Origin of the sequence: Bacteroides sp. Ga6A2 (genome assembly GCF_000702225.1) — a bacterium.
Classification (GTDB): domain Bacteria; phylum Bacteroidota; class Bacteroidia; order Bacteroidales; family Bacteroidaceae; genus Ga6A1.
In genome coordinates this window covers 13,180-37,899 of record NZ_JNKX01000040.1, presented here as the reverse complement: position 1 = coordinate 37,899, position 24,720 = coordinate 13,180, and the positions used below count along the sequence as shown (strand labels likewise).

Below are 24,720 nucleotides of genomic sequence, written 5' to 3'. Positions count from 1 at the left end.
CCTTTTGCAAAGATACTAATTTGAAAGCAAATAAAAATCCCTTATACCGGCTCGAAAATTGAGAATATTGGAGTCTAAAATGTGAACTATACAATATAAAATGCAGAAATATTTAAATTTTGTCTTTTATAAAAGATGAAAACGTTATATTTGCGGCAGATTTCATTTATAGAAGATATGAAAGCGATAGTAAGACAAAGTTATCTTGACAAGATAGCGAAGTATCTTGGTAAGGACACCATCATTATCATAGTCGGTCAACGACGTGTGGGAAAGAGTTATACCCTACGTCTCTTTAGGGATAAAGTGGCAGAAGATGCTCATGCAAACATTATCTTCATTGACAAGGAGAAACATGAGTTTGCCGACATTCGGACTGACCGAGACTTGAATGCCTATATTGATGAACGACGAGACAAGACAAAGACCAACTATATTTTGATAGATGAAGTTCAGGATATAGAAGGTTTTGAGAATAGTATTCGCAGTTATTATGAAGAACCTGATATTGAACTCGTTGTAACAGGCTCAAACTCCAATATGCTCAGTAGTGACTTGGCTAACAAAATAGGCGGCCGCTATAAGGAAATCTTTGTTCAGGCACTAAGTTATGAGGAATTCATGGAGTTTCACGAGTTGCCCGACGGTGATGATACATTGGCGAAGTATATTCAATTTGGTGGATTGCCAGGTTTGAAAAAGATAGGACTTGACGAACAGGATGCACGTGAGTATCAGGCGGATGTCTATAACACCGTCTTACTAAAGGATGTTATCAAGCGGAATAATATCCGCAATGTTGCTTTTCTGGAAAACTTTGTTCATTTCCTTGCTGACAATGCAGGGAAAATCATTTCTGCCAACAGCATAGCAAAGTATATGCGGTCGCAAGGGGAGAATGTCACCTCTACTGCTATTATCAATTACGCTAAATATTTGTGCGAGTCATACATGATTCACAAAGTGAACCGGTATGACATTCACGGACGAAAGATATTTGAGAGCAACGATAAATACTATTTTGAAGATAACGGCATTCGCAATGCCCTTGTAGGTGGTTCGCGTGAAAGAGATATTGAAAAGGTGATAGAGAATATCATTTACAACCATCTTGTCCGTCTGGGCTATGACGTGATGGTCGGACAACTTCAGGCTGGTGAGATAGATTTTGTCTGTACAAAACCAAAAGGCGAAAGGATATATGTGCAGGCTTCCTATATAATAGCAGACAATAACACATACGAGCGTGAGTTTGGTAACCTCCGTGCCATCAAGGACAATTATCCTAAATATGTTATCTCTATGACACCATTGGTTACAAAGTCTGATGACAATGGTATAACCCATCTTCATCTCAGGAGGTTTTTAACAGAAGGGTTGGAAAGGTAACAGTCTTCCGAGAAGGGTATATCGCATGAGTTAATTCCTCCTTTTGCATTTGACACTATCACGTTGATGGCAATCATATCTATATAGTTTCCCTTGCTCTGGAATCGTAAAGAACTCCTCAATCTGGTTCGCTGCCTTGCCGATGCACCAGCAAAGCGCCATATTGAACGGCATCGAATGACGTTTCGCATACTTTCTCAATCGAGTCACATCAAGCGTCTTGACCAGAGTTACCATAGGCATGGGCGATGACATCCACAGTTCAAATGCCTAGGCGCGTGTGGTATCTTGCGGTTTTATTTCTGTTTTCATATTTCTGATTATTGTCGTATCTGCGCTTTAAAGGGTTTGAGGACACTTATGTTTCTTTCCCGTTGTTCTATTTGTATTTCGGTACAACCAACAGCAAGAGGCTCAAGACAAATATCACCCATGCACAAGGATTGTGTGGCATAAAACAAACGGCGAGGATACCATCCACGACCAGCATGCTATAAGTCAAGAGGAGAGGCGTGCGCAGAAAGGGGTGTTCCTTTGCTTTTCCACACAGCATATGTACGATGCTTCCACCCAATATCAGCATGGCACCACACATTAGACTGAAGTAGATACATGCCCGTTGCATCCCTTCGCTGAGAGGTGCGAGCTTATCGGCTATCATGGGCGAGAAGGTGGCTGCAGTGTGGACGAAGCCCATCACGATAACCCCAATGGCAAGAAGTTTGATAGTTATAATCTTGTTCATGTTATCTTTCTTTCATTGTTTTTTCTCTTATTTATTTAACCCAAAACGGTCATTAGAAAAAATAAGTAGCAAAATGTAAGTTGGTTTAATTATTCAGAGTCAATCATTAGCACTTTTTGCTTATATTTTTATAGGCTCCGGATACTTATCAGAACATTATGTAAGGCAAAATTTCTAATGACCGATTTGGGTTTAACAATTGTCTGGCAATATCTGTTATTACTGCCTCTGATGGTGATTGCTTGGTGAAAACGGCGATGATGGCGTGGCTTCCATCAGGCATGATAATGAGCCCTGCATCGTTCATGTCTTGCAATCCTTCAGCGGATGGGAAGCCTGTACCTGTTTTATGTACGATATGGGCACCGGCGGGTATCGCAGCAGGGATTCGTTTCAGTCCTGTTGAGCAGTCTGCCATCGTCTTCCAGATAAATGTCAGATATTGGTTGTCGTCTTTGTGATGATAAAACCACTCAAACAAACGAGCGATTTCGGCTGGGGTAGAACTGTTTTCAATAGCCTTTGAACTATGTTCGAGGCTGCTCACGCTCGGCAGAGTTGATGTAAGCATCGCCCTGCTCTCGCTTAGTCGCAGCCTTGCCAGATTTTTGTGCATCTTTTCTTCTGTTATGCGGACATAGATATCGTAGAATCCAAGTTTTCTCATGTACTTCTCTACCGCTTTGGGCTTACCACAATGCCTGAAAAGAAGTTCGCACGCATTGTTGTCGCTCTGTGCGAGAGATAATTCCAGCAGTTCTGCATACGAAAAGACCTTCTTCCCTTCAAATCGTTTTAGCATTGGCGACCATGTGTCTTGCATCAGGTCTGCCTTATCTACAACGATAGTGTCATCAAGAGCCAATCCTTTCCGACTCAAGTAATCGGCGACGTATAATGCCTGCGGGAACTTCATCACACTATGCATGGCAAAACGCTCATTTTGGTTAACACCACTAATAGAGTCATTTCGCATGATGCATGCACCATAGCTTGATGGGCTGGTACTGTCGCTTATTGGCTCTTGCGCCCTGCACAATGTCGCAACCAATGCAAAAAACAAAATAACTGTCTTTCTCATTCTTATTTTCAATGTCCTTTATGTTTCTCTTTCTTCTTGGCTTGCCGCAGATCAAACTGGCGTTGCTTTTCTGCTTCGCGTTCTGCTTTTGAACGCTGTTTTCGTTCCATTTTATTCTGCTCCTGTTGCAGTTTCAGGGCCAGTTGCGACTTGGTTCCAATGCTCTGCGACTGCATCTGTTTCTTGGCTTCGCGTAGTTGTCGCTTGGGGTTCTTCCTGATTTCAGTGGTTGGAGCAACATCAACAGCCTGACTGAACTGGAGGCGATGCCAGTTCTTATCAATGAACTCCATCACTTCCTTTTCCGTCGGCTCGGCACCGAAAGTCACCTTGCAGACGTGCAGCCCCTCATGATCTGTTTGCTCAAATAAACCAATCCAGAAAGGATCTTCAAACAATACCGTCAGTGTGCCAGTACTCATAAACTATTTCTTAATTATTTAGTTTTTACTCATGGTCAGTAGTACCATGCAATAATGGCGGGAACGAGATATGAGATGATTTGCCAGCCATCCGTCAACTATACCGCTGATGCCGCAGAAAACATAGGTTATCCAATATGCTACACCCGTCACATCGCAAAGGAGCAGACCTAAAGAACCTGCAATCCTGAGCAACGTTATGGTGTTAGGCAGATGTGTCATCTGTACTCAGCAAGTTTCTTCACCTCGCAGCCCTTGCTTTCGTAATAGGCGAACATCTCTGGCAGCTTCTTCAGGTCATAGCTTGTCACGCAGTCGGAGAGGGCATGCACCGTGAAGCCTGCTTTTGCCATGTTGAAACACGTTGATTTTACGCAGGCTGTAGCGTCTGCGCCAGCCACGTAGAACTCATTGATGCCATTCGCCGCAATGAATGCAGAAAACGCCTCGCTTGTAAGGGCGTTGCTTTTCGTCTTCACGAAGATATTGTCTGACACAACCTTCAATTCTGGTGCCAGTTCCTCGCCCTTAGTGCCAGGCTTGAACGTTCGAGTAGCAGCGGTGATGTTGTTGTGTTTGATATATACTACGTGCATACCCTCCGTCACAGCCCACTCGATGGCTGCATTGATATTGTCGATGATGTCACGATAATGCTTAGTTATGTCGTTCTGTATGTCGATAACGATAAGTGCTTTGTTACTCTTCATATAACTCTGTTCTTATTTATTTCTGTTAATATTCTAAATTAAGTCATTATAAAATAGGCACGCACATCTCGCAATACCCATTTCTCACCATTACAATGGAATACCTTTCCATGATAGGACGGGAAAAATCCATCTTATACTCCGACCTTGCCATATCTGCAGGGAACGATGCCCAAAAATCGGCAACAGCCTTTGCTGTATGCTCAATCTTGAAGACAACATATTTTCCGCTCATGATGACACGTCTTGCAACTTGATTGTCAGTTTCTACATTCTTGATGTTGGGGGTATGCAAGCATATATCATATCTGCACTTTTTTGGTGCAACGTTCTGTGGGTTGTCAAGTGCAATGCCATATATTACAGTTTCCTCTGTTAGAATTCCACGTTCTGCAGCCCATGATTTCATTTTTGCCATAAGTGCATAATTCTCCGCTCCATATTGTCCAATACGGCGCATGTAAACCACCTCGGTGTCGGGGATAAATTCTTCTTTTCCCTGTTTCATTTTAATTTCTTGTTTGTAAATGTTTCAAATTGTTCCTTGCATCTCCATTTGAACAGAGACTCCTTCGTCTGTTCTGGGGTACATCTTATTTCCTGACAATGACGCTACCGCTGGCCTGATGGGTGGCCAGAATCAGCACCTCGGCAATCTGTACGTGCTCGGGGGCGTTGGCGGCAAAAACGGCAACATCGGCTATATCGTCACCAGTCAGAGGCTTGATGCCTGTGTAGAGTTTCTTCGCACGCTCTTCATCACCCTTGAAACGCACGTTGCTGAAATTAGTCTCCACGAGTCCGGGCTTCAGGTTCGTCACGCGGATAGCGGTATTGGCTACGTCGATGCGCAGACCATCTGAGAGTGCTTTTACGGCTGCTTTTGTGGCGCAATAAACATTGCCGCCGGCGTAGGCAGCATCGCCAGCTACAGAGCCTACGTTGATGATGTGTCCGCGATTGCGCTCCACCATGCCAGGAACCACGAGGCGCGTCATGGTGAGCAAGCCCTTAATGTTCGTGTCAATCATCGTTTCCCAGTCGTCGAGATTGCCCTCATACTCGGATTCCAGTCCCAGTGCCAAGCCGGCATTGTTTACTAGAACGTCAATCTCCTGCCATCCTGCCGGCAACTCCCGGATATACTTTGCTGCCTTTTCGCGGTCTCTCACATCGAAGGCCAGCGTCAGTACGTTTGCACCCTTTGTCTCCAGTTCCTTGCGAATCTCCGACAGTCGCTGCTCGTTTCTGCCAGTCAATATCACCTTGTCGTTATTCTCGGCGAACTTCCTTGCACAGGCGAGTCCTATCCCGCTTGTTGCACCTGTTATCAATACAATTTTGTTCATAAGTTTTTTCATTTTGTTTACAATAAGTAATTATTTTGTGTTCGACCGCAAAGGTATGTATAGTTGCGTGTATCGCCAAAAATCTGGGATAATCTGCGTTGTTTTGTGACGAATGGAGGCTTTTTTATTGGGAATCAAATGCCCGTTCAGCCAAATTTGCCGTCCGAACCCCCTTCGGTTGTAAGCGACAATAGGTAGAGCACGGAAAGGAAGATTTTCGACCTATTCATCACCTACCTTTGATATACCCTGCATATAGGGAACATATAGCCAACATATAGCCAACATATAGGGAACATATAGCCAACATATAGCTAACATATAGCCAACATATACCTTGCATATATCTTGGATGTACCTTGGACGTACCTTGCCACTATTTTGTATTTACAAAAAGGATATTTACGCCAATAATTGTTCGCTATATATCCAGAACTATCAATTTTGAATTATGAATTCACTAGTGTCCGGTTTAATTTTCACCACAACGAAAGTTGTGTAGGTTGATTGTCCGAACGTTTATTGTTTCCAACTTCTTTTGTCACATTGAATATGGAATGAATATCACTTTGCTTGAATAAAATCGGACCAATTGCATTTGATATAGTATGAAGCGACTGAGACAAGCAGAACTTCTTCTTCGCAATGATGAGCAGCAGATAATCACATACAGCTATCCAAAGTTGTAGGTAAACTGCATTCTCTGTAGTCCCATAGAACTTCTTTATGTGTAAATGTTGCTTCACCCATTTGAAGAACAGTTCAACCATCCATCTTTCTCTATATAACTCTGTAACCGTCAAAGATTCTATCGTTAAATTGTTTGTCAGGAACCTATAAACATTGCCAGTCGAGTAATCCTCATAAATAACCATGCGTAATGACTCTGGATATTCAATTGATGGATTTTTACCAGTGAGACGAATAATTTGGTCGCAGATGAGTCCGGCGGATTTGTCCACCTCACGTTCCTCTACGACATCATATACCATGTTGTCTTTGGCTCTCGTAACGAAGAATGCCCCCTTAAGATGAAAACACTCATATAACTGCTTGAAGAATACATACCCCTTGTCCATCAAGTAGAAGGCGAATGCTTCAACTGGTATCATAGGCATAACTTTAGAGTCGTGCACCAAGCCATTGGTCATTATTATGTAAGATGGTATGTTGCCTCGCAGGTCAACCAGCGTGTGCATCTTTACGGCTCCTTCGCCATGATGAAACTCTGCCCAAGGAGACAACTCCAGGCAAAGTCTGATGGTGGTACTGTCCAAGGCGTATACCATTTCCTTAAGACCAAGACGAAAGTAATCGTCATGATACAATTCTTTTGCCTCCTTTATAAGAACTTGCGCGAAATCCCTGTAAATCTTCCAACTTCTTTTTTCATTGGACTCTGCCAATGTTGATTTCGGAACAGGACTAAGACCTGCATGGTAGAGATCTTTTCCACAGAACTCAAGTGTCATCTCTATATCTCTCAGACCAGATCTGTCCGTAAATTGAGCAAAGCTCATGACCTTGAATTGGTCAAAGCAAGTGAATGATCTGGTGCGCCAGTCACCCTTGTAACGATCAACGCATTTTTGGAATTCATAGCGCGAAACTAGAGACATTATCTGTGAAAATATGGTTTTCTTTGTACTCATTATAGCAAAATATCGCCATTAGAGGCATTGTTGCTAAGGTACAGAATTTAATCCCAAAATGCGAATACACACTATATTTTATTGGTTATCAATAATTTATTTAGCGTGTTTAAAACTTTAACCGGACACTAGTGTTATGAATTATGAATTGTCAATTGTCAACTGTTAATTGTCTCTCGATTTTCAGTTTTGAATTCTGAATTAAGAATAGAGTCAATTCGTAATTCTGGATTTCAAAATCGTTGCAATAATATTCTTTTTTTTGAAAGTAAAGCAGTAGCTATTTCAAACTAAATATTTATCTTTGCAATAAGTATATTTTTTTAATCCAAACAGATGAAACCTAAATTTATTCTAGCAAAACTGATTTTTTGCCTGCTGCCTCTGGTTGCGATGGATGCAGTTGCGCAAAATGTGAAGACAAAAATCAAAGACATTACCGTTTACCGCAACGGTGCTATGGTAACCCGAAAAGGAAGCCTGAACCTTCAGAAAGGAAACAACACCCTGTATCTGAATGGCTTGAGTACCGAACTCGACCCAAATACCCTGCGTATTGGCATCTCTAACAAAAATGTCAAGATTCTATCGGTAAAGCACGAGGAGACGGTTGTCGACAACGAAAAGGCGCAGAAATTCAGCACCAGCAGCAACAACCGTCTTGCTTTGCTAAAAGACTCGCTTACCTATTACAAGTCTCAGATTGATATCATATCGAAAGAAGAGGCGCTTATAAAGGCAAACAAGAATATAGGCGGAGAGAACAACGGCGTTACTACTGCCGAACTGAAGGCAATGACCGACTTCTACAAGAAGGAACTTGCCGCCAACGCTTCGAAGAAAATCTCTGTAAACAGAAAGATGAAGAAGTACCGCGACGAGATTCTGCGTCTTACTCAGGAGAAGGAGAAACATCACAAGAGCATACAGAAGAAGGACAGCCGCGTGAAGCTGGTGCTCTCGTCGCCGTCGGCACTTACAGATGTGGCTGTAACTCTTAACTACATCGTCTTCAGCGCAAGTTGGGAACCTTTCTACGAACTTAGGGCTGATGCCGCCAACGAGCCTATCAAACTGGTCTACGGCGCACACATCAAGCAGTCTACCACCGAAGATTGGAATGGCGTTAAGCTGACAATTTCGACGGGCGACCCTTCGTTGGGAAACTCTGCGCCCGACTTTAAGCCTATGTATTTGCCGGGCTCAAAAGAAAGCAAGGAGGAGAAAAAGTGGACTCCGCCGGTGTCTAAACTTATCTACGGAACGGTTGTTGATAAGAATCAAGAGCCTATTGCCGGAGCAAGTGTTGTGGAGACTGATGCGGATAACAAGACTACAACCGACAGCAAAGGTCGCTTCGTTATCGAGCTGGAGAAACTGGAGCATAGCCTTAGCTTTGCACACGCTGGTTTCTATTCTGACGAGATGCGAGCTTATGAGAATATGCACGTCATTCTGCAAGAAAACAAAGATGCCCTGAATGAAAATTATGTTGATTATGGAGTGAGTAAGAAGGCTTGTATAACAGGCTCTGTTGTAAAAGTTAACAGTGAGAAAAAAGTCACAAAGGCGAAAGGTCCTAAGGAGATTAAGTATAACGAGAACATTCCTCTGAAGTTGTCCGATACCCAGACAACAACGGAGTTCGATATAAAAGTTCCGTACACTATTCCGGGCGACGGCAAGGTGTATGACGTGTCTATGCTCACTTACGACATCGATGTGGACTATCACTACAGCACCATGCCGAGAGCATCGAAAAACGTGTATCTGCTTGCCGACCTGAAGAATTTCTCGCAATATCCTCTGCTGCGTGGCAACGCCTATGTCTATCTCGACAACATTTATCAGGGCGAGTGCGTGATTGCGCCTGATTTCTCTGCCGACACATTCTCTGTTCCTGTAGGAAAGGACAAGGATATTGCCGTAAGCCGTCAGGAGGTTAAGGACTTGACATCGAAGAAGATTCTCGGCTCATCGATAAAGGTAGTGAAGTGCGTTGAGATAACCGTAAAGAACAACAAGAATGCTGAAGTGGAGGTTGAGGTGTGCGACCAGTATCCGCTGCCTAAATACTCAGACATAAAGTCGGAGGTTACCGACAAGGGCGGTGCCGAGATTGATGCCGAGAAGGGCAAACTTACATGGAAACTGAAACTTGCTCCGCAGGAGAAGAAGGTCCTGAGATTCAGTTACGAGGTTAAATATCCAAAGACCTACGGATTTACAGTAGAATAAAAATCATCACAGAAAGATTATGAAACTAAGATATATCATTTCGGCACAGATTTTCTGCCTCTTACTGTTCTTTGCCATCGCTGCCGATGCGCAGAACGTGAAGACTCAGATAAAGAATGTAACCGTTTACTGTAACGGCGCAATGGTAACCCGACAGGGCAGCCTTAATCTGAAGAAAGGCGACAATACTCTGTATCTTAACGGCTTGAGTACCGAACTCGACCCTAATACGTTGCGAGTAGGTATTGCCAACAAGAACGTCAAGATTCTGTCGGTAAAGCACGACGAGACGGTTATCGACAACGAGAAGCTTCAGAAGCAGAACGAGAACGATGATAACCGTTTGGAGATTGTAAGAGACTCGCTTGCCTTTTATACCGCCGAGTTGGAAATACTTAACGATGAGGAGGAACTGATAACGGCTAACCAAGCAATAGGCGGCAAGAAGAATGGCGTTACAACAGCCGAACTGAAGTCGATGACCGACTTCTACAAGAAGGAATTCGGAGCAAACGCATCGAAGAGAATTGCCATAAACAAGAAGATTAAGAAACTGAAGGACGAAATCTTCGACTTGGTTCAGAAGAAGGAAAACCGCCAGAAGGAAATCCTGAAGAAGGACAGCCGCGTGAAACTTGTGGTGTCGGCAAACTCGGCACTCAACAACGTGCCTGTCACTCTTAGCTATCTGGTGTTCAGCGCAAGCTGGGAGCCTTTCTACGAGGTTAGGGCAGATGCCGTGAACCAGCCTCTCAAACTGGTCTACGGCGCACACATCAAGCAGTCTACAACCGAGGACTGGAATGGCGTGAAGCTTACAATCTCGACAGGCGACCCTTCAGAAGGCAATACTGCTCCAGAGTTTACTCCAATGTATCTGCCGGCAGGTAAAAGGGTATTCGAGAAAGGTAGTTGGGCACCGGCAAGGTCTAATCTTATCTACGGAATTGTTGTTGATGAGACAAAAGAGCCGATTATTGGTGCAAATGTTACAGAAGCAGGTACGCAAAATGGTACTATAACAGATTTGAACGGAAAGTTCAAACTGGAGGTCTCAAACCTCAGTCATAACTTGAAATTTAATTATATTGGTTATAAGGAGAAAAAAGTAAAACCTTACGAAAACATGCATATAACCTTGGAGGCAGATAATGCAGTTTTGGAAGAAGTCGTGGTTGTTGGTTATGGAACAACAAGAGGTTCCGACAGTTTCTGGTCTCCGCCAGCTGCTCCAGCTGTTCCAAAAGCTCCGAAGGAGATTAAATATCACGAGAATGTTCCGCTCGAACTGACAAACACTCAGACTACAACCGAGTTTGATATTGCCGTTCCGTATTCTGTTCCAAGCGACGGCAAGATGTACGATGTTTCTATGATTACTTATAACATTGATGCCGACTATCATTTCAGCACAATGCCAAGGTCATCGAAAAACGTGTATCTGCTTGCCGACCTCAAGGACTTCTCGCAATATCCTTTGCTGCGAGGCAACGCCTATGTCTATCTCGACAATGTATATCAGGGCGAGTGCGAGATTGCGCCCGATTTCGCTGCCGAGACTTATTCAATCCCTGTAGGAAAGGATAAGGATATAGCCATTAGCCGCCGCGAGGTTAAGGACTTGACATCGAAGAAGGTTCTCGCTTCGTCGGTAAAGGTTGTGAAGTGCGTGGAGATTACGGTTAAGAATAACAAGAATGCCGAAGTAGAGGTTGAGGTGTGCGACCAGTATCCGCTGCCAAAGTTCTCCGACATAAAGTCTGAGGTTACCGACAAGGGCGGTGCCGAGATTGATGCCGAGAAGGGCAAACTTACATGGAAACTGAAACTTGCCCCACAGGAGAAGAAGGTTCTGAGATTCACTTACGAGGTGAAATATCCAAACAGTTACGGCTTTACGGTTGAGTAAGCCATAACATAAGAAAAAGGGAGAGTCCGCAGATGGTGGATTCTCCCTTTTTTTGCCTTATAAAATCAGAAGTCGATGCTGATTCTCTTGTCGTTGTAATCTACCGTGCGGCTGTCTTTTCCGACAACAGAAATCTTGAATTTCCGTGCCTCGTCTGTGCTGAAAGAGCCTTCGCGCTTTGAGATTGTCAGCCTCTTGGCGTTTTCGTTCCAAGCGAAGGTGATTTTCGAAAATCCGCCTTTCTGATAGTCGAGCGATGTGCCGTCGTCCTCGTATAGCGTAAATTCGGCATCTGCTCCCGGAAAGACGATTATTTCGAGCGGCTCGGCAGATTTCTGTGCGGCAAACTGCTTTGGCTCGCCATACGGAACAATGCTTCCGCCCTTGGAAAAAACAGGAATCGCGGCTTCCGAAATCTTAACGCTCGTTTTCTGTCCGCCGCGTAGTTTGACTTTCGTCCTGAAGTCGAACCAGCCGCCCTCGTTCTCTGGCAGATATACGTCCATCTGCTCTACATTCGGTTCAGTTACGGGGCAGACGAGCAGCGATTTGCCGCACATAAATTCGTACTTTTCCTTCATCGCCTCGCTGTCGTTGCCGAAGTCGAAAACCAGCGGACGCATCATCACAGAACCTGAAAAACTGACTTCGGCGGCATTCGAATAAATGTAAGGCAGAAGTCTGTAACGCTCTGTCAGACTGATGTCTATTAAGTCCTGAATATTTTTGCCATAATGCCAAGGCTCGGTGTCGGACATATATCCGTGAACGCGCATAAGCGGCAGATATACAGAAAGTTGAATCCAACGCATCATGCGCTGCTTGTAATCCTCGTCGGAATATTGGTTGGCAGGGCGGAAGAATCCGCCGGCATCGTAGGTCCACCACGGCATTCCGGCAGCCTGAATGCCAAGTCCGGCAGTAATCTGGCGTTTCAGCGTCTCCCAGTTGTTGCCCACATCGCCCGACCACATCGCCGAACTGTATCGCTGAATGCCCGGAAATCCGCATCGCGTAAGAATCATGGCGCGATGGTTAGGCGCATCTTCCGACAATCCTTCGAAAACGGTTTTGTTTACCAAGAGAGGGTAGAGGTTGCGGTATTCGTCGCCGTGAATCTTGCCGTTGCCCACCATTCTGCCTCTGAGGTCGTCGTTCTCGGGCTCGGTTGCATCTTGCCACCAAGCGTCGATGCCAAGCGGAAGCAGTCGCGACGAGAAATTCTTCCAGTATTCGGCGGCAGCCTCGGGATTGAAGAAGTCAATCCAGTCGGTTTGCGGAATGTAGAAGCCTTTCTGCGACATCTCTTTGCCAACAAGCGAGTTCTTGTCAATCTTAGACCATACCGAGAGCATCAGCCTGAAATTCATGCGGTGAAGCGAATCGGTGAGAAGTCTCGGGTCGGGATAGTTGGCAGAGTCGAATGTCATCGAGTTCCATCCGTTGCTGCCCCAGTATTGCCAGTCCTGCACAATCACGTCGGCTGGCAGTTTTTCGTTGCGGAATCGGTTTGCGTTCTCAAGAATCTCGTTCTGCGAGTGGAAGCGTTCGCGGCAGTGGATGTAGCCGAATGCCCACAGCGGAAGCATCGGCGTGTTGCCCGATACCTTTCGGAAGGTGCTCACGACCTTCTCTGGACTGCCAACGAAAACGGTGTAGTCTGCGCCTTGCGAAACTGGCGATGAAAAGACTGTCTTGTCAGAGACTTTGGCGAAGAAGACTTCGGGCTTGTCGCCGTCCGACAGTTCGGCTGTGAGTCTGTGCCTGCCTTTCTTCAGACTGACTATTGCCGAAGCGGTTGGCGGAAGCCACAGGTTGCGCATCTCTATCACTTCCGCGCCGTCGATGCAAAGATTGTGGCGGCGTGCCATGCTCTGCCCAACATCGAGCAGAAAAGCGTAGTTGCCGTCGCTCTCAACCTCAATCTCGCCGCCGAAAAGATTGTTTCTTCTCTTTTCGGTCTTTCCGCCCTCGGTTGTCGTTATGTTTACGGTTTCCTCGCTGCCTTCGCCCGATTGTTTCTCGAGTCTGACTGATTTTTCGGGTTTGTTGAAGTCCGTCAATCCGTAGTTGTTCCACAAAAGTCCGTAGCCTTTGTTCGATACAATCATCGGAATGCTTATTTGCGTGTTCACTTGCGTGAGGCGTCTTGGCAGACCGCGCAGGTTAAGGTACCCGTCTTGAAATTGTCCGAGTCCGAAGATACATTCGTCCTCTTTGTTCTTGATTTCGGCTTTCGAGGTGTAAGTTTCGAAGTCGAAGTTGTTGTTTCTCTCGATGCTGTGATTGTCGGCGCAGAAAACCGTATTGCCCGATGCGTCCTTTATCTCGACCGCTTTCTTCTGCTGGTTTACAAAGACTTGCATCTCTTTTGTCTTGTAAACTTCCGTTCCGTCTTTTGCCGATTTCTTGAACTTTACTTCGCCTGAATTCGGCAGATAGATGTAGTCCTTTGCCGAATCGGTTTCGCTGAACGCATAGCGGATGCGTACCGCGTTGTCATTCAGAAACTTGATGTGTAATTTCTGTGCCGTTGCCGCCTGACTGCAAAATACAGTTGCGGCGAGTAATATCAGATATTTCATCAGAATATAAAAATGCTGTTTGTATATTAAAATTGTCGCAAAGATACAAAAGTCGAAGCCTTTGCAAAAGAAAAAAGGCAGAAACTTTTTCGTCTCTGCCTTCTGGTCTTATGGGTGGAAAATGCTGATGCTGTAGATAATTGTGCTTCCCGTAGGCTTCAGCGTAACATCGCCGTCGCTGCTCACCGTAAAGGTGCTCATGGCGTTCGATGTCGTTTCTGTCGAACTGCCCTCGAGGGTGTTCGAAGCCGTGAATCCGCATGCCTTGCCAACCGATGCCGTTATGTGCTTTATGCTGATGATGTCGCCCTTGTCGCACAGCGGAATTGTAACGGCACAGCGGTTGCTTGCCAGCACAATGGCATTCTTCTGCTTGTCTAAGCGGATTTTATTGGCTGGTGCAGAGATGTGAAGTCCTCTTGTTTCTTCAAACGGAACGCCGTTTATGCAGAGTTCTCCGTTTATTTCTTTTGTGTTCTCGAAGTATTTCTTTCCTTCGGGAACGGTCCAGTTGCCTTTGTCCATCGTAGCCGCCACGAATACATTGGCATTGAAGGTGGAAGTCTGCCATGTCTTCTGAATCGTTGCGTATGATGGGTGAGTGATGTCGACGGCATAGTATGCCACATCTCCGTTGAATGCCGTTACCTTGAAACTGGCAATTCCCGGAATGTGCGATGGCACAACATAGTCCGAAATCTTTGCGCGAGTGTCAAGCACTTCGGCAGAAAGATTGCTTGCCTTGTAGTCGAACGGCACTTTCACCTGATAGCCGAATTTTCCTCGGCTCACAGGAATCTTGTTGCCGTCGAGAACTATTTCCTTCAGATATGTGTTGTGGCTTCCTTCCTTGGTTATTACGCCTTTTTCTTCCGAAACCTTCAGGGTAGCTCCTGCGCCGCATTGTGTGTCTTTTATTGCATTTTCGGCAGCGAGTGCGTCGATTGGCTTCAAATCATAGAAAGCCGATGGTATGAAGGCTGCTCCTGTTCCGGTGGTGTTGCCTGATGTGTTTCTGAACGAGCAGTTCTCAAAATCACATTCTTCCATCTCTCCGGCTGGCGCAAAAGGTCCTTTCTTCGAGTTGATGTTTACGAACGATGTGCTCTCTACAAAGACGCTCGACTTGTGTCCTGCGCCTATGCAGTAGTTGGCAACCGTGCTGTTATACAAACAGTTGATGATGTGTATCTTGCCGAATCTTACTCGCGGCATACGTTCGCGGCAGCCTTCGTCCCACCAGCAGAACTGGAATGTTACGTTAAGTTTGTCGGTGTCGGCAACATTCTTGTCGCTACTTCCTATGAGCGACGAGAAACGATGGTCGTCCGAGCCGCCGCTGCCGCCCTTGTAAGGCGCTTTAAGATAGCGGAAGCGGCACCATGTAACCGAAATGTTGTCCGATGCGTTTGAGATGTCCAGATTGCCGTCAACGCCGTCCTGAAAGTCGCAGTGGTCTATCCAGCAGTTTGTCGTTTCGCTTAGCCACAGATTGTCGCGGCCGTCAATATCGTACGCTCCCGAAGCCTTGAACGTAATGTTGCGCAGAATAATGTTCTTGCACGATTTCAGCGCAAGAATTCCGGTCTCATCTTTCGAGTCGCTGTGCTTGAGGTTGGTCAGAGCCGCGCCGGGAAGTCCTATCACGGTTTTGTTGGCTGCGTTGTTTATGCTAATCTGCGCATCTGTGTTTATTTCTCCTTTAATGTAAATTATCGTCGGATTGCTGCCTTTCATTGCCTTTTTCAGTTCATCTGCCGATGTAACCGTTATGCAACCGCCTCCTTCTCCTCCGGTTGTTCCGCCTCCAACGGTGGCAAATCCAACAGGCTTGTTGGCATCGAACACCGACATCTGTGCATGCAGAGATAGGGAAGTAGTTAGTAAAAACATCAGATATGTTCTTTTCATCTGTTCGCTAAACATTTTTTTTGTTTTGGTTTGTTAAATAATGTGTGCAATATTAGTGAAAAGTTTTGAAATAACACAAAAAAGTTGTTTCTTTGCTGAGTTTTTTTAGTAATACGCATTTTATAATGAACAAAATAGTTGTAAAAGACAAAGATTTGGCAAAGGCTGCCGAAGAGGGCATGGACGCTTTCTTGCAGTGTTTCATCGATGCCTATCTCAATGCTGTGGGCGGCGAGCTGAATGCCGAGACGATGCCTCTGCTAAACGGAAACCAGATTACTCTTCTGGCTTATCACTTTTTCCGCGAGGAGGTGATGGACGGCGGCTTCGTGCAACTTATACATAATGGATGGGGACCGTTCATCTTCGACAATCCGTTTGCAAAGGCAATGCGACTTTTCGGTGCTCACGACTTCTCAAAGCTTGTGTACAAGGGCAAGAAACTGTACGATGAGCATAAGGACGAACTGACGAAGGAATGTTCTGACGATGAGTTTATGGCTCTGTTCGAGAAGTTCGAGGAGTTCGACGACCTCGACGACAAGTTCATTGAAATGGAGGAGGAGGTTACCGCAACCATCGCCTACTACGTAGATGAGCACATGGATGATTTCATAACAATAGAAAAATAAAAACCTGACAAATGAAAAAATTAAAGTTGATGCTGCTCGTGGTTGCAGCTTTCATAACCACAACGATGACATCATGTCTTGGTGATGGCGAAGCAGACGAGATTGTTTACTTCGGCGCAATGACAATCAAACAGTCGGGCAATGCAATGGAGCCTATCTATTTCTATGCCTCAAACGGTGCAATCTTCGTTCCGCAGAACCTTAATTCTGAAACGCTTGCATATCTTATGACTGGCCGCCGCGGATTCATCAAGTTCTCGTCAAAGGACGATCTTTCTGCAGCCGAGGCAGGAAAGAAGTATTATGTTGATTTTCTTGAGTGTACTCCGATGTACGATGCAAAGAATATCGAAAGCCTCGATACGCTTGTGAGCGTGGTCGAGAAAAACGACTCAATCACTCAGTTGACTCAGTTATGGGTCGATCCGGGCTTTGTGAATATCAACATTACTGCACCTTACAAGTATGATGTAAATCCGAAGATGAATCTCGCATTCAACAAGAATATCGATGTCGTAGACGATACTCTGAAGCTTCATCTGCTTTACGACTACAACATTTCTGACGATGACAAGACAAACATGTCTGCCGATATGACTCTCTGTTTCGGAATCTATAACGACCAAGAGCTGAAGGCAAAATTTGCCGACCACGACTCTATCATCGTCTGTGTTGATGCGAGAGTAAGTTCGACAGCTGGAACAAAGGTTGACAATACGTTTGCAACAACCAAGAAACTAACATTTAAGGCGTCAAGCAAGTGCTTTAATCTTCCTTATTGATTTATGGCTAAACAGCAATTAAAGAATAAAAGCGAAGTAAACATAAAAAACAGACGAGCTTCGTTCGACTTCGAGTTCGTCGACACATACACTGCCGGAATCGTCCTGACCGGCACGGAAATTAAATCTATCAGACTTGGAAAGGCAAGTCTGGTGGATACTTTCTGTTATTTCAACAACGGCGAGTTGTGGGTTAAGAACATGAATATTTCTGAATATTTCTACGGTTCTTACAACAATCACAACGCGCGTCGCGAGCGCAAACTTCTGCTAAACAAGAAAGAACTACGCAACCTTCAGGAAGAATGTAAGAATCCGGGATTCACCATCGTGCCAACCCGAATGTTCATCAACGACAAGGGACTGTGCAAGGTGGTTGTGGCTTTGGCACGCGGTAAAAAGGAGTTCGACAAACGTCAGAGTATAAAGGAACGCGAGGACAAGCGCGCAATGGCGGCGATGTTCAAACACTGATAAATCTTAATAGGAAAATGAAGAAAAGACCTTTTAAGTTAAGCAACTATCATCTCGGACTTATTGCCGGATGCGTGGCTTTCATGTCTTTCGGTTCGTTCGACTGTGCAAACAATATCGACCGCAATGCTAAGGCTCTGAACGAGGATTTGCGCGAAAAAATGGCTGAAAATAATCCTTCGCCGAGCGTAATCGAGCAGAAAACCGCAAGCAAGCCGGCTTCTGAAAAGAAATCTCAGGCAGACAACGCTCCTAAACAGACAGTTGATGCTTTTGCCGGCGTGCAGAAGGGTCTTGAACTGCCTGCAAGGGCAGATAAGACCGAAAAACGAACCGAGCGCATTGGCTATACTTTCGTCTACGATGCCGAGAAGAGAGTTCCGAAATGGGTGGCTTGGGTAACGACAAAGCAGCGAATAAAAGGCAAGAACGAGCGTACAAACGATTTCTTGCCCGACCCTGATTTGAGCGTTACCGAGGCTGTTACGAAACAGGTGTATTCGGGCAGCGGATACGACCGCGGACACATGTGCCCTGCTGCCGATAACAAATGGAATGCCACCGCAATGATGGAGTCGTTCTACATGACAAATATCTGTCCTCAGACTCCTGAATTGAACCGCGGCGACTGGAACGACCTCGAAAATTCGGTTCGCGACTGGGCTAAGAAATATGGTCCGATTTATCAGTGCTGCGGTCCGATATTCGATAAGACTCCGGTCAAGACAATACGCAACAAACGCTCGGCAAGCAAGATGCGCGTAGCCGTTCCCGACAGATTCTTCAAGGTTCTGCTTTGCATGGGCGACAATCCGTGCGCCATAGGCTTCGTTTTCATAAACGACGGACGCAACATGTCAAATTTCGATTCGTACGCAATGTCGGTCGACGAGGTTGAAAAGATTACAGGATTTAACTTCTTTGCCTCTTTGCCGAAAAAAGTTGAAACCAAGGTCGAGGCAATGACTTATTCTCAGTGGAAAAATATAATTAAATAAACCCTTTACAGCATGAAAACACGATATTTTGTAGCCGTTGCCGCAATGCTTCTCTCTGCTGCAGCCAATGCACAGGAACTTATGGCTGTTAAGTGTGCAAACGGAAAGTACGGATACCGAGACGAACTGACACTAAAATGGTATCTTCAGCCGCAGTACGATGGCGCAGCCGATTTTGTAAACGGCGTGGGCATCGTAACTGTTTCAGGAAAAACAGGGTTGATTGATGCCGAAGGAAAATATGTCGTATCGCCCAAGTTTGATACGATGGAATATTTCGACAAGACATTCTACGGAAACCGAAAGGTTCAGGGCTACATCGTTTCGCAAGACGGACGCTTCGGCGTCATTGACCTTTGCGGAACGGAAGTCATTCCTTGTGTTTACGACGAGATTAACAAGTTCCTCGAATCGCTTCTGATAGTGGTGAAGAAGAACGGAAAGTACGGTGCGATAGATTTAAGCAATGTCGAAATCATCCCGTGCGTCGAAAAATCTGCTTCCGACGTTCTTAACGGCAAGAAGTGGGGAAAGGCTGTGCTTCAGGCAGATGCCTATCGCGAGAGCATGAGATACGATGCGGCTCTTCAGTGCTTCGAGGATTCATATAATAAGGTGTCATCGAAAACTGTCTCAGCCGAGATTCCTTCAAAAAATACAAGTCTGAAACAGGAGGGAAGCAAGTATGGCGTATTCGATGAGGATGCAGCCAAGTGGATTATTACACCTGCTTACGAGATGGCATACGATGCCTACAACTGCTATATCGTTCAGCAGAACGGCAAGTTTGGAATAGTAGACAAGCAGGGCGTTAAGACCGTGGCTTGCGAGTACGACGAAATCAGCATCAACGGCGATGAGGCTCTTGTGGCGCGAAAGAACGGCAAGTTTCAACTTATCGACCTTACCGGACGCATGGGCAACTTCACGATGTTCGATATGATTGGCGAGTTTACCGGCGACGGGGTTGCGCCCGTAAGTCTTGGCGGAAAGTATGCCGTCATTTCAGATAAAGGTAAACTCCTCACAGGTATCAGATACGACAAGATTGAGGAATATAAGGGTGGCGTTGCGAAATTCTCGTGGAAGGGATACGAGGGCACGCTCAACACCGAAGGAAAGGAATTCCCCGATATCCTGAAGAAACTTTATGCCGAGGCATTCCGCGCCGGAACAATTGATGCCTACAAAAAGTTTATGGAACTCGATGACGAGGGCAGATTCAAGGGTGATTGCTATCGCGAAATGGGAACTATAAATTATAATAATCGCAACGATAAACAGGCTCTTGAAAACTGGGAACTCGCCTTGAAATATGGCGTGGAAAACGCTGCTGATGTTGAGAATAACATCAGTCGGTTGCGTAAGGAAATGATGGATAAAAGGTGACAATTTTAACAATTTTAGTTTTTTTTAACAGTTTGTCGTTGTAGTTGGATTTTTTTTTATATATTTGCCACGTGAATTTGGTCACATGTAAAATTATAGGTAAAATGAAGAGATATTTGATTATACTGTTGGCTCTTTTTATGTCGTTGAGTTCATTTGCACAAACTGAAGATGGAATACCGACAAATCATATTGGTAGGAGTTTATCGGATGTAAAAAAAATGTTCCCGAGCCTTAAGTTATGGCAGGGAGATCCAAATGGCAATGACGAAGTTTATTACAAGAATGGCGACATGATGATTGTCACAATGAAAGGTGGAGTTATGGTTAGCGAAACTATGTCGATGACAGGTGATATTGCTGCTGAGTGGTATGCCGACAAGTTGACAAAGTTGAATCGTAGTGCTTATTCAGATAAGCAGGAACAGGGCAAACTGGTTACCTTCGAATACGACAAGCTAAAAATAAGCATCAATTACATTACCGATTCACAAGGAAGCATCGCACAGATGGTATTCACGGCGAAGTGATTTTTAATTTGAAATATGTTTAAAGTATAGGTCGGTTCTAATTCGTTAGAGCCGATTTTTTATTGATAAAACTCTGCCTTTTATTTGCCGATTATCGCAAAATAAGTTATTTTTGTAAACGTATAACTTTAATAACAAAATCAAAAAATAACTGTTAATCTAATGACACGAAAATTAGCTTTATCATTAGCCCTGCTGTGTGGCATGGCTTGCGCAAAGGCGCAGAACAGCGAGAAGTATCTCGGAGCTGATATCTCAATGCTAACTGCTTACGAAACAATTTCCGAAGCCGGACATCAGGTAACTTACAAAGACATTGATGGAACGCAGAGCGATGTGCTGTCGCTTCTGAAAAAGTACGGAATGAACTCGATGCGCGTGCGTCTGTTCGTAAACCCGACGATGCAGAAAGCGGTGATTCAGGACATCGACTATGTAAAGAAACTCGGAAAGAGGATAAAGGACGCCGGTCTTTCGTTCGTCCTCGACTTTCATTATTCCGACACGTGGGCGGACCCGGCAGCGCAGAGCGTTCCGGCAGAGTGGGGCAACCTTTCTGTTGATGAATATACCGAAAAACTGTATTCTTATACAAAGGAGGTTCTCGAAGATTTTGTAAACGAAGGTGTTGTTCCTGATATGATTCAGACAGGAAACGAGATTTCTTACGGACTGATGTATTCAAGCTCGTCAGGTCTGTTTGTTGATTATTTGTCTGATAAGAATTGGGACAAGTTTGCAGCCATGCTGAAAAGCGCAGGAAAGGCTTGTCGCGAGGTCTGCCCATCTGCCAAGATTATTCTTCACATCGAGCGAGTTCCTCAGCCTTTAAACTGTGCCAAGTTCGCCAATTACATGAAGCAGTACGAGGTCGATTACGACATCTTCGGACTTAGCTATTACCCTATGTATCACGGCAATCTGGCATATCTCGAAACGGCTCTGAACAAGATTGAAGAGGCTACCGACAAGACGATAATGATAATGGAGACCGGCTACAATACTGCTTATTATCCAACGGATGCCAAGTATGACTGTCAGAGTATTTGGCCTGCAACAGAAAGCGGACAAAGTCTTTTCATCGAGCAACTTGTGGCAAAACTGAATACGCACGATCGTGTTAAGGGCTTGTACTACTGGTTCCCAGAGGAAAACGAGTCGGCATCGCTTGGCTGGACTGATTTGCTTGATGGTTGGACAAATCGAGGCTTGTTTAACAACAAAACTGGCAATGCCGTTGATGCCATAACCAAGTTTGCCGCCTTCAATACGACAACAACGGCTGTGCAGAATGTTTCGTCGACTTCTGAAATATACGAAACGGAGCGTTACGACATTCAGGGTAGAAAGATTAAAAATCCAACGAAAGGTATAAACATAATTAAGATGAGTGATAATTCTTACAAGAAGATTTTGGTGAAATGATGTACAGAAAATGCTTAATTGCGTTGGCTCTCGCCTCGTCGGTGAGTGCCTTTTCGCAACGAACAGAGACTTTAATCCGTAACTGGAAATTTGCAAACGAAGATGTTGAGGGAGCGCAGAACACAACTTTCAACGACTCAAAGTGGAAAAATGTCGTTGTGCCTCACGATTGGGCTATAAACGGTCCGTTTAGTAAAGAGATTGATATTCAGAAGGTTGCCATAGAACAAAACGGCGAGAAAGAATCGACCGAAAAAACAGGACGAACTGGCGCACTTCCTTATATTGGAACTGGCTGGTACAGAACGACTTTCAAGGTTGATGCCGGTTATCAGCGTACGCTTCTCGTATTCGATGGCGTGATGAGTTGTCCAGAAGTCTATCTGAATGGCAAGAAGGTGGGCGAGTGGAAGTACGGCTACACTCCGTTTGTGTTGGACGTTACATCGGCAGTAGACCGAAGCGGTTCGAATACCTTGGCTGTAAGAGCCGAGAACGTGGCTATGAGTTCGCGCTGGTATCCCGGTGCTGGAATCTATCGTCCAGTCTGCCTTATTCAGACGCAGGATTTGGCTGTAAAGCCATGGGGCGTAACCGTTACTTCGCAGATTCTTCCAACAAATAATGCTATTGTTTCGGTAAAGACAGAACTGAATAAAACCGAGGCAGGCGTAGTTGTAGAAAACAGAATAATCGGCGGAGATGCTGATTGTCTGTCCCAAACAAAGAGTTTTAGCGACGGAAGCGCATCGGCTCAGATTGAAGTGAAAAATCCAAAATTATGGTCGCCCGAGACGCCGAATATGTACAAACTTCTCACCATCGTTAAGAAAGATGGCAAGGAGATTGACCGCGTAGTAACCCCTTTCGGTATTCGAAGTATAAGTTTCTCGGCAGAGAAAGGCTTTCAACTTAACGGAGTGTCGCGCAAGTTCAAGGGCGTTTGCCTTCACCACGATTTAGGACCAATCGGTACGGCGATAAACAAGTCGGCTCTCATCCGTCAGATAAAACTGCTGAAGGAGATGGGCTGCGATGCCATCCGAACATCGCACAACATTCCTTCGCCTTGGCAGATGGAAATCTGCGATTCACTTGGAATGATGGTCATGGCAGAGAGCTTCGACGAGTGGATTTATCCGAAGTGCAAGAACGGCTATCATCTGTATTTCGACAATTGGGTTGAAAAGGATTTGACAAACCTTGTTCTCTGCCACAAAAATCACCCTTCGATTGTGCTGTGGAGCATCGGAAATGAGATTCCGGAGCAGGGAAGCTCGAAGGGAAGCAAGATTGCCAAGCGACTTGTCGATTTGATGCATGCTCTCGACCCTTCGCGCCCGGTAACAGCCGGCTGCGACCGCGTTGATGCTGCCGTAAAGAATGGTTTCATTCAGACGCTCGATGTGCCGGGACTTAACTATCGTACGCACAAATATCAGTTGGCGTATGATGCTTGTCCTCACGGCTTTATCCTCGGAAGCGAGACGGCTTCGACCGTTAGTTCGAGAGGCGTTTATAAGTTCCCTGTTAAGTATGGCGAAAACGTAACTTATCCCGACGGCCAGTGCTCAAGTTACGACCTTGAGGCCTGCAACTGGAGCAATATTCCAGAGAAGGACTACGAACTTCAGGATGACAAGAGTTGGGTTGTAGGCGAGTTCGTGTGGACTGGATTCGACTATCTGGGTGAGCCAACTCCATACGATGAATACTGGCCAAGTCGAAGCAGTTATTTCGGCATTCTCGATCTTGCCGGACTGCCAAAAGACCGCTATTATCTGTACCGTAGCCGTTGGAACACAGAGAAGCCTACGCTTCATCTGCTTCCGCATTGGACGTGGAACGGCAAGGAGAATGATACGATTCCGGTATATTGCTACACATCTTATCCCGAGGCTGAACTGTTTGTAAATGGAAAGAGCATGGGACGAAAGAAGAAGGACGCTTCGGACTTGATGAAAAGATACCGATTGCATTGGGACGATGTCGTTTACACCCCGGGAAGCATTAAGGTTGTTGCTTATGATGCTGACGGCAAGGCTGTTGCGAGCGAGGAAGTTAAGACGGCTGGCAAACCGCATCATATAAAACTCGATACTGATACAAAAATTCTGAAAGCCGATGGCGAAGAACTTGCATTCATTACAGCAAGCGTTGTAGACAAGGACGGAAATCTCTGTCCTGCGGCAACAAACCAACTACAGTTCAGCGTGAAGGGAAGCGGACGATTCAGAGGAGCATGTAACGGTGATGCTACATCTACCGAAGTCTTTACTCAGCCACGCATGAAAGCCTTTGGAGGACAGCTGGTTGTCGTTGTACAGTCATCAGAAAAAACAGGAGACATAAGCCTTACGGTTAAGGGTGCTGGCTTGAAATCAGCATCAGAAACAATAAAGGTAGAGTGACATTATTTTGGTCCTTTTCTTTTGTTTTTCATGTTTTTTATTTTATCTTTGCTATCGGTCTATGCAAAAATAGGCAAATTATTAACAA

General features: G+C 45.2%; 20 protein-coding genes. 11 read left to right on the top strand and 9 right to left on the bottom strand.

Annotation, left to right across the window (positions count from 1 at the left end; translation table 11 throughout):
- Nucleotides 1–135 precede the first annotated feature (135 nt).
- The gene (locus tag T538_RS0110860) at nucleotides 136–1,389 is read left to right on the top strand and encodes an ATP-binding protein (protein WP_051656043.1); all 1,254 of its coding nucleotides are present in this window, start codon (nucleotides 136–138) and stop codon (nucleotides 1,387–1,389) included.
- Between the two features lie 379 nt (nucleotides 1,390–1,768).
- Here the strand turns inward: T538_RS0110860 and T538_RS0110850 are convergent, their stop codons facing one another.
- The 7 genes from T538_RS0110850 to T538_RS0110820 all read right to left on the bottom strand — a co-directional run bounded on the left by T538_RS0110850 (nucleotide 1,769) and on the right by T538_RS0110820 (nucleotide 7,348).
- A complete protein-coding gene (locus T538_RS0110850) occupies nucleotides 1,769–2,134 on the bottom strand; it encodes a DUF6463 family protein (RefSeq protein ID WP_031533772.1) in 366 nt (121 codons plus the stop codon).
- A 148-nt stretch (nucleotides 2,135–2,282) separates the two neighbouring features.
- Nucleotides 2,283–3,215: a serine hydrolase gene (locus tag T538_RS0110845; RefSeq protein ID WP_155993126.1), complete on the bottom strand. Its 933-nt coding sequence runs from the start codon at nucleotides 3,213–3,215 to the stop codon at nucleotides 2,283–2,285.
- Between the two features lie 8 nt (nucleotides 3,216–3,223).
- Nucleotides 3,224–3,637: a YjdF family protein gene (locus T538_RS0110840; RefSeq protein WP_031533774.1), complete on the bottom strand. Its 414-nt coding sequence runs from the start codon at nucleotides 3,635–3,637 to the stop codon at nucleotides 3,224–3,226.
- 218 nt (nucleotides 3,638–3,855) lie between these two features.
- Nucleotides 3,856–4,347: a cysteine hydrolase family protein gene (locus T538_RS0110835; RefSeq protein ID WP_031533775.1), complete on the bottom strand. Its 492-nt coding sequence runs from the start codon at nucleotides 4,345–4,347 to the stop codon at nucleotides 3,856–3,858.
- A 46-nt stretch (nucleotides 4,348–4,393) separates the two neighbouring features.
- Nucleotides 4,394–4,855: an AraC family transcriptional regulator gene (locus T538_RS0110830; RefSeq protein ID WP_031533776.1), complete on the bottom strand. Its 462-nt coding sequence runs from the start codon at nucleotides 4,853–4,855 to the stop codon at nucleotides 4,394–4,396.
- Nucleotides 4,856–4,940: 85 nt separating this feature from the next.
- A complete protein-coding gene (locus T538_RS0110825) occupies nucleotides 4,941–5,696 on the bottom strand; it encodes an SDR family oxidoreductase (RefSeq protein WP_031533777.1) in 756 nt (251 codons plus the stop codon).
- A 479-nt stretch (nucleotides 5,697–6,175) separates the two neighbouring features.
- Nucleotides 6,176–7,348 carry an IS4 family transposase gene (locus T538_RS0110820; protein ID WP_031533778.1) on the bottom strand — a complete coding sequence of 391 codons (1,173 nt, stop codon included), beginning with the start codon at nucleotides 7,346–7,348 and terminating at the stop codon, nucleotides 6,176–6,178.
- A gap of 414 nt (nucleotides 7,349–7,762) precedes the next feature.
- On the opposite strand from T538_RS0110820, the gene T538_RS0110815 reads away from it, so the two are divergent.
- Both T538_RS0110815 and T538_RS0110810 read left to right on the top strand, forming a co-directional pair.
- Nucleotides 7,763–9,586 carry a mucoidy inhibitor MuiA family protein gene (locus T538_RS0110815; RefSeq protein ID WP_197028320.1) on the top strand — a complete coding sequence of 608 codons (1,824 nt, stop codon included), beginning with the start codon at nucleotides 7,763–7,765 and terminating at the stop codon, nucleotides 9,584–9,586.
- Nucleotides 9,587–9,605: 19 nt separating this feature from the next.
- Entirely contained in the window at nucleotides 9,606–11,495 is a 1,890-nt protein-coding gene (locus T538_RS0110810) for a mucoidy inhibitor MuiA family protein (protein WP_031533780.1), read from the top strand.
- A 65-nt stretch (nucleotides 11,496–11,560) separates the two neighbouring features.
- Here the strand turns inward: T538_RS0110810 and T538_RS0110805 are convergent, their stop codons facing one another.
- Entirely contained in the window at nucleotides 11,561–14,080 is a 2,520-nt protein-coding gene (locus T538_RS0110805) for a glycoside hydrolase family 31 protein (protein ID WP_051656041.1), read from the bottom strand.
- Between the two features lie 108 nt (nucleotides 14,081–14,188).
- A complete protein-coding gene (locus tag T538_RS17770) occupies nucleotides 14,189–15,991 on the bottom strand; it encodes a pectate lyase family protein (RefSeq protein WP_197025779.1) in 1,803 nt (600 codons plus the stop codon).
- Between the two features lie 125 nt (nucleotides 15,992–16,116).
- Between T538_RS17770 and T538_RS0110795 the strand changes: the two genes are divergently transcribed.
- From T538_RS0110795 to T538_RS0110760, 8 genes are all read left to right on the top strand, one after another.
- Nucleotides 16,117–16,623, top strand: a complete 507-nt coding sequence (locus T538_RS0110795; RefSeq protein WP_031533783.1) for a DMP19 family protein — start codon at nucleotides 16,117–16,119, stop codon at nucleotides 16,621–16,623.
- An 11-nt stretch (nucleotides 16,624–16,634) separates the two neighbouring features.
- On the top strand, nucleotides 16,635–17,405 hold the full coding sequence (locus T538_RS0110790; RefSeq protein ID WP_031541207.1) for a hypothetical protein: 771 nt from the start codon (nucleotides 16,635–16,637) through the stop codon (nucleotides 17,403–17,405).
- A 3-nt stretch (nucleotides 17,406–17,408) separates the two neighbouring features.
- Nucleotides 17,409–17,879, top strand: a complete 471-nt coding sequence (smpB, locus tag T538_RS0110785) for an SsrA-binding protein SmpB (protein WP_031533785.1) — start codon at nucleotides 17,409–17,411, stop codon at nucleotides 17,877–17,879.
- Between the two features lie 17 nt (nucleotides 17,880–17,896).
- Nucleotides 17,897–18,877: a DNA/RNA non-specific endonuclease gene (locus T538_RS0110780; RefSeq protein WP_051656039.1), complete on the top strand. Its 981-nt coding sequence runs from the start codon at nucleotides 17,897–17,899 to the stop codon at nucleotides 18,875–18,877.
- Between the two features lie 12 nt (nucleotides 18,878–18,889).
- Nucleotides 18,890–20,266, top strand: coding sequence for a WG repeat-containing protein (locus tag T538_RS0110775; RefSeq protein ID WP_031533787.1), 1,377 nt, complete (start codon nucleotides 18,890–18,892; stop codon nucleotides 20,264–20,266).
- Nucleotides 20,267–20,487: 221 nt separating this feature from the next.
- Nucleotides 20,488–20,796 carry a hypothetical protein gene (locus T538_RS0110770; RefSeq protein ID WP_031533788.1) on the top strand — a complete coding sequence of 103 codons (309 nt, stop codon included), beginning with the start codon at nucleotides 20,488–20,490 and terminating at the stop codon, nucleotides 20,794–20,796.
- 162 nt (nucleotides 20,797–20,958) lie between these two features.
- A complete protein-coding gene (locus T538_RS0110765; RefSeq protein WP_081834960.1) occupies nucleotides 20,959–22,221 on the top strand; it encodes a glycosyl hydrolase 53 family protein in 1,263 nt (420 codons plus the stop codon).
- Nucleotides 22,218–24,632: a DUF4982 domain-containing protein gene (locus T538_RS0110760; protein ID WP_197025780.1), complete on the top strand. Its 2,415-nt coding sequence runs from the start codon at nucleotides 22,218–22,220 to the stop codon at nucleotides 24,630–24,632. The genes T538_RS0110765 and T538_RS0110760 overlap by 4 nt, the downstream gene beginning before the upstream one ends.
- Nucleotides 24,633–24,720 lie beyond the last annotated feature (88 nt).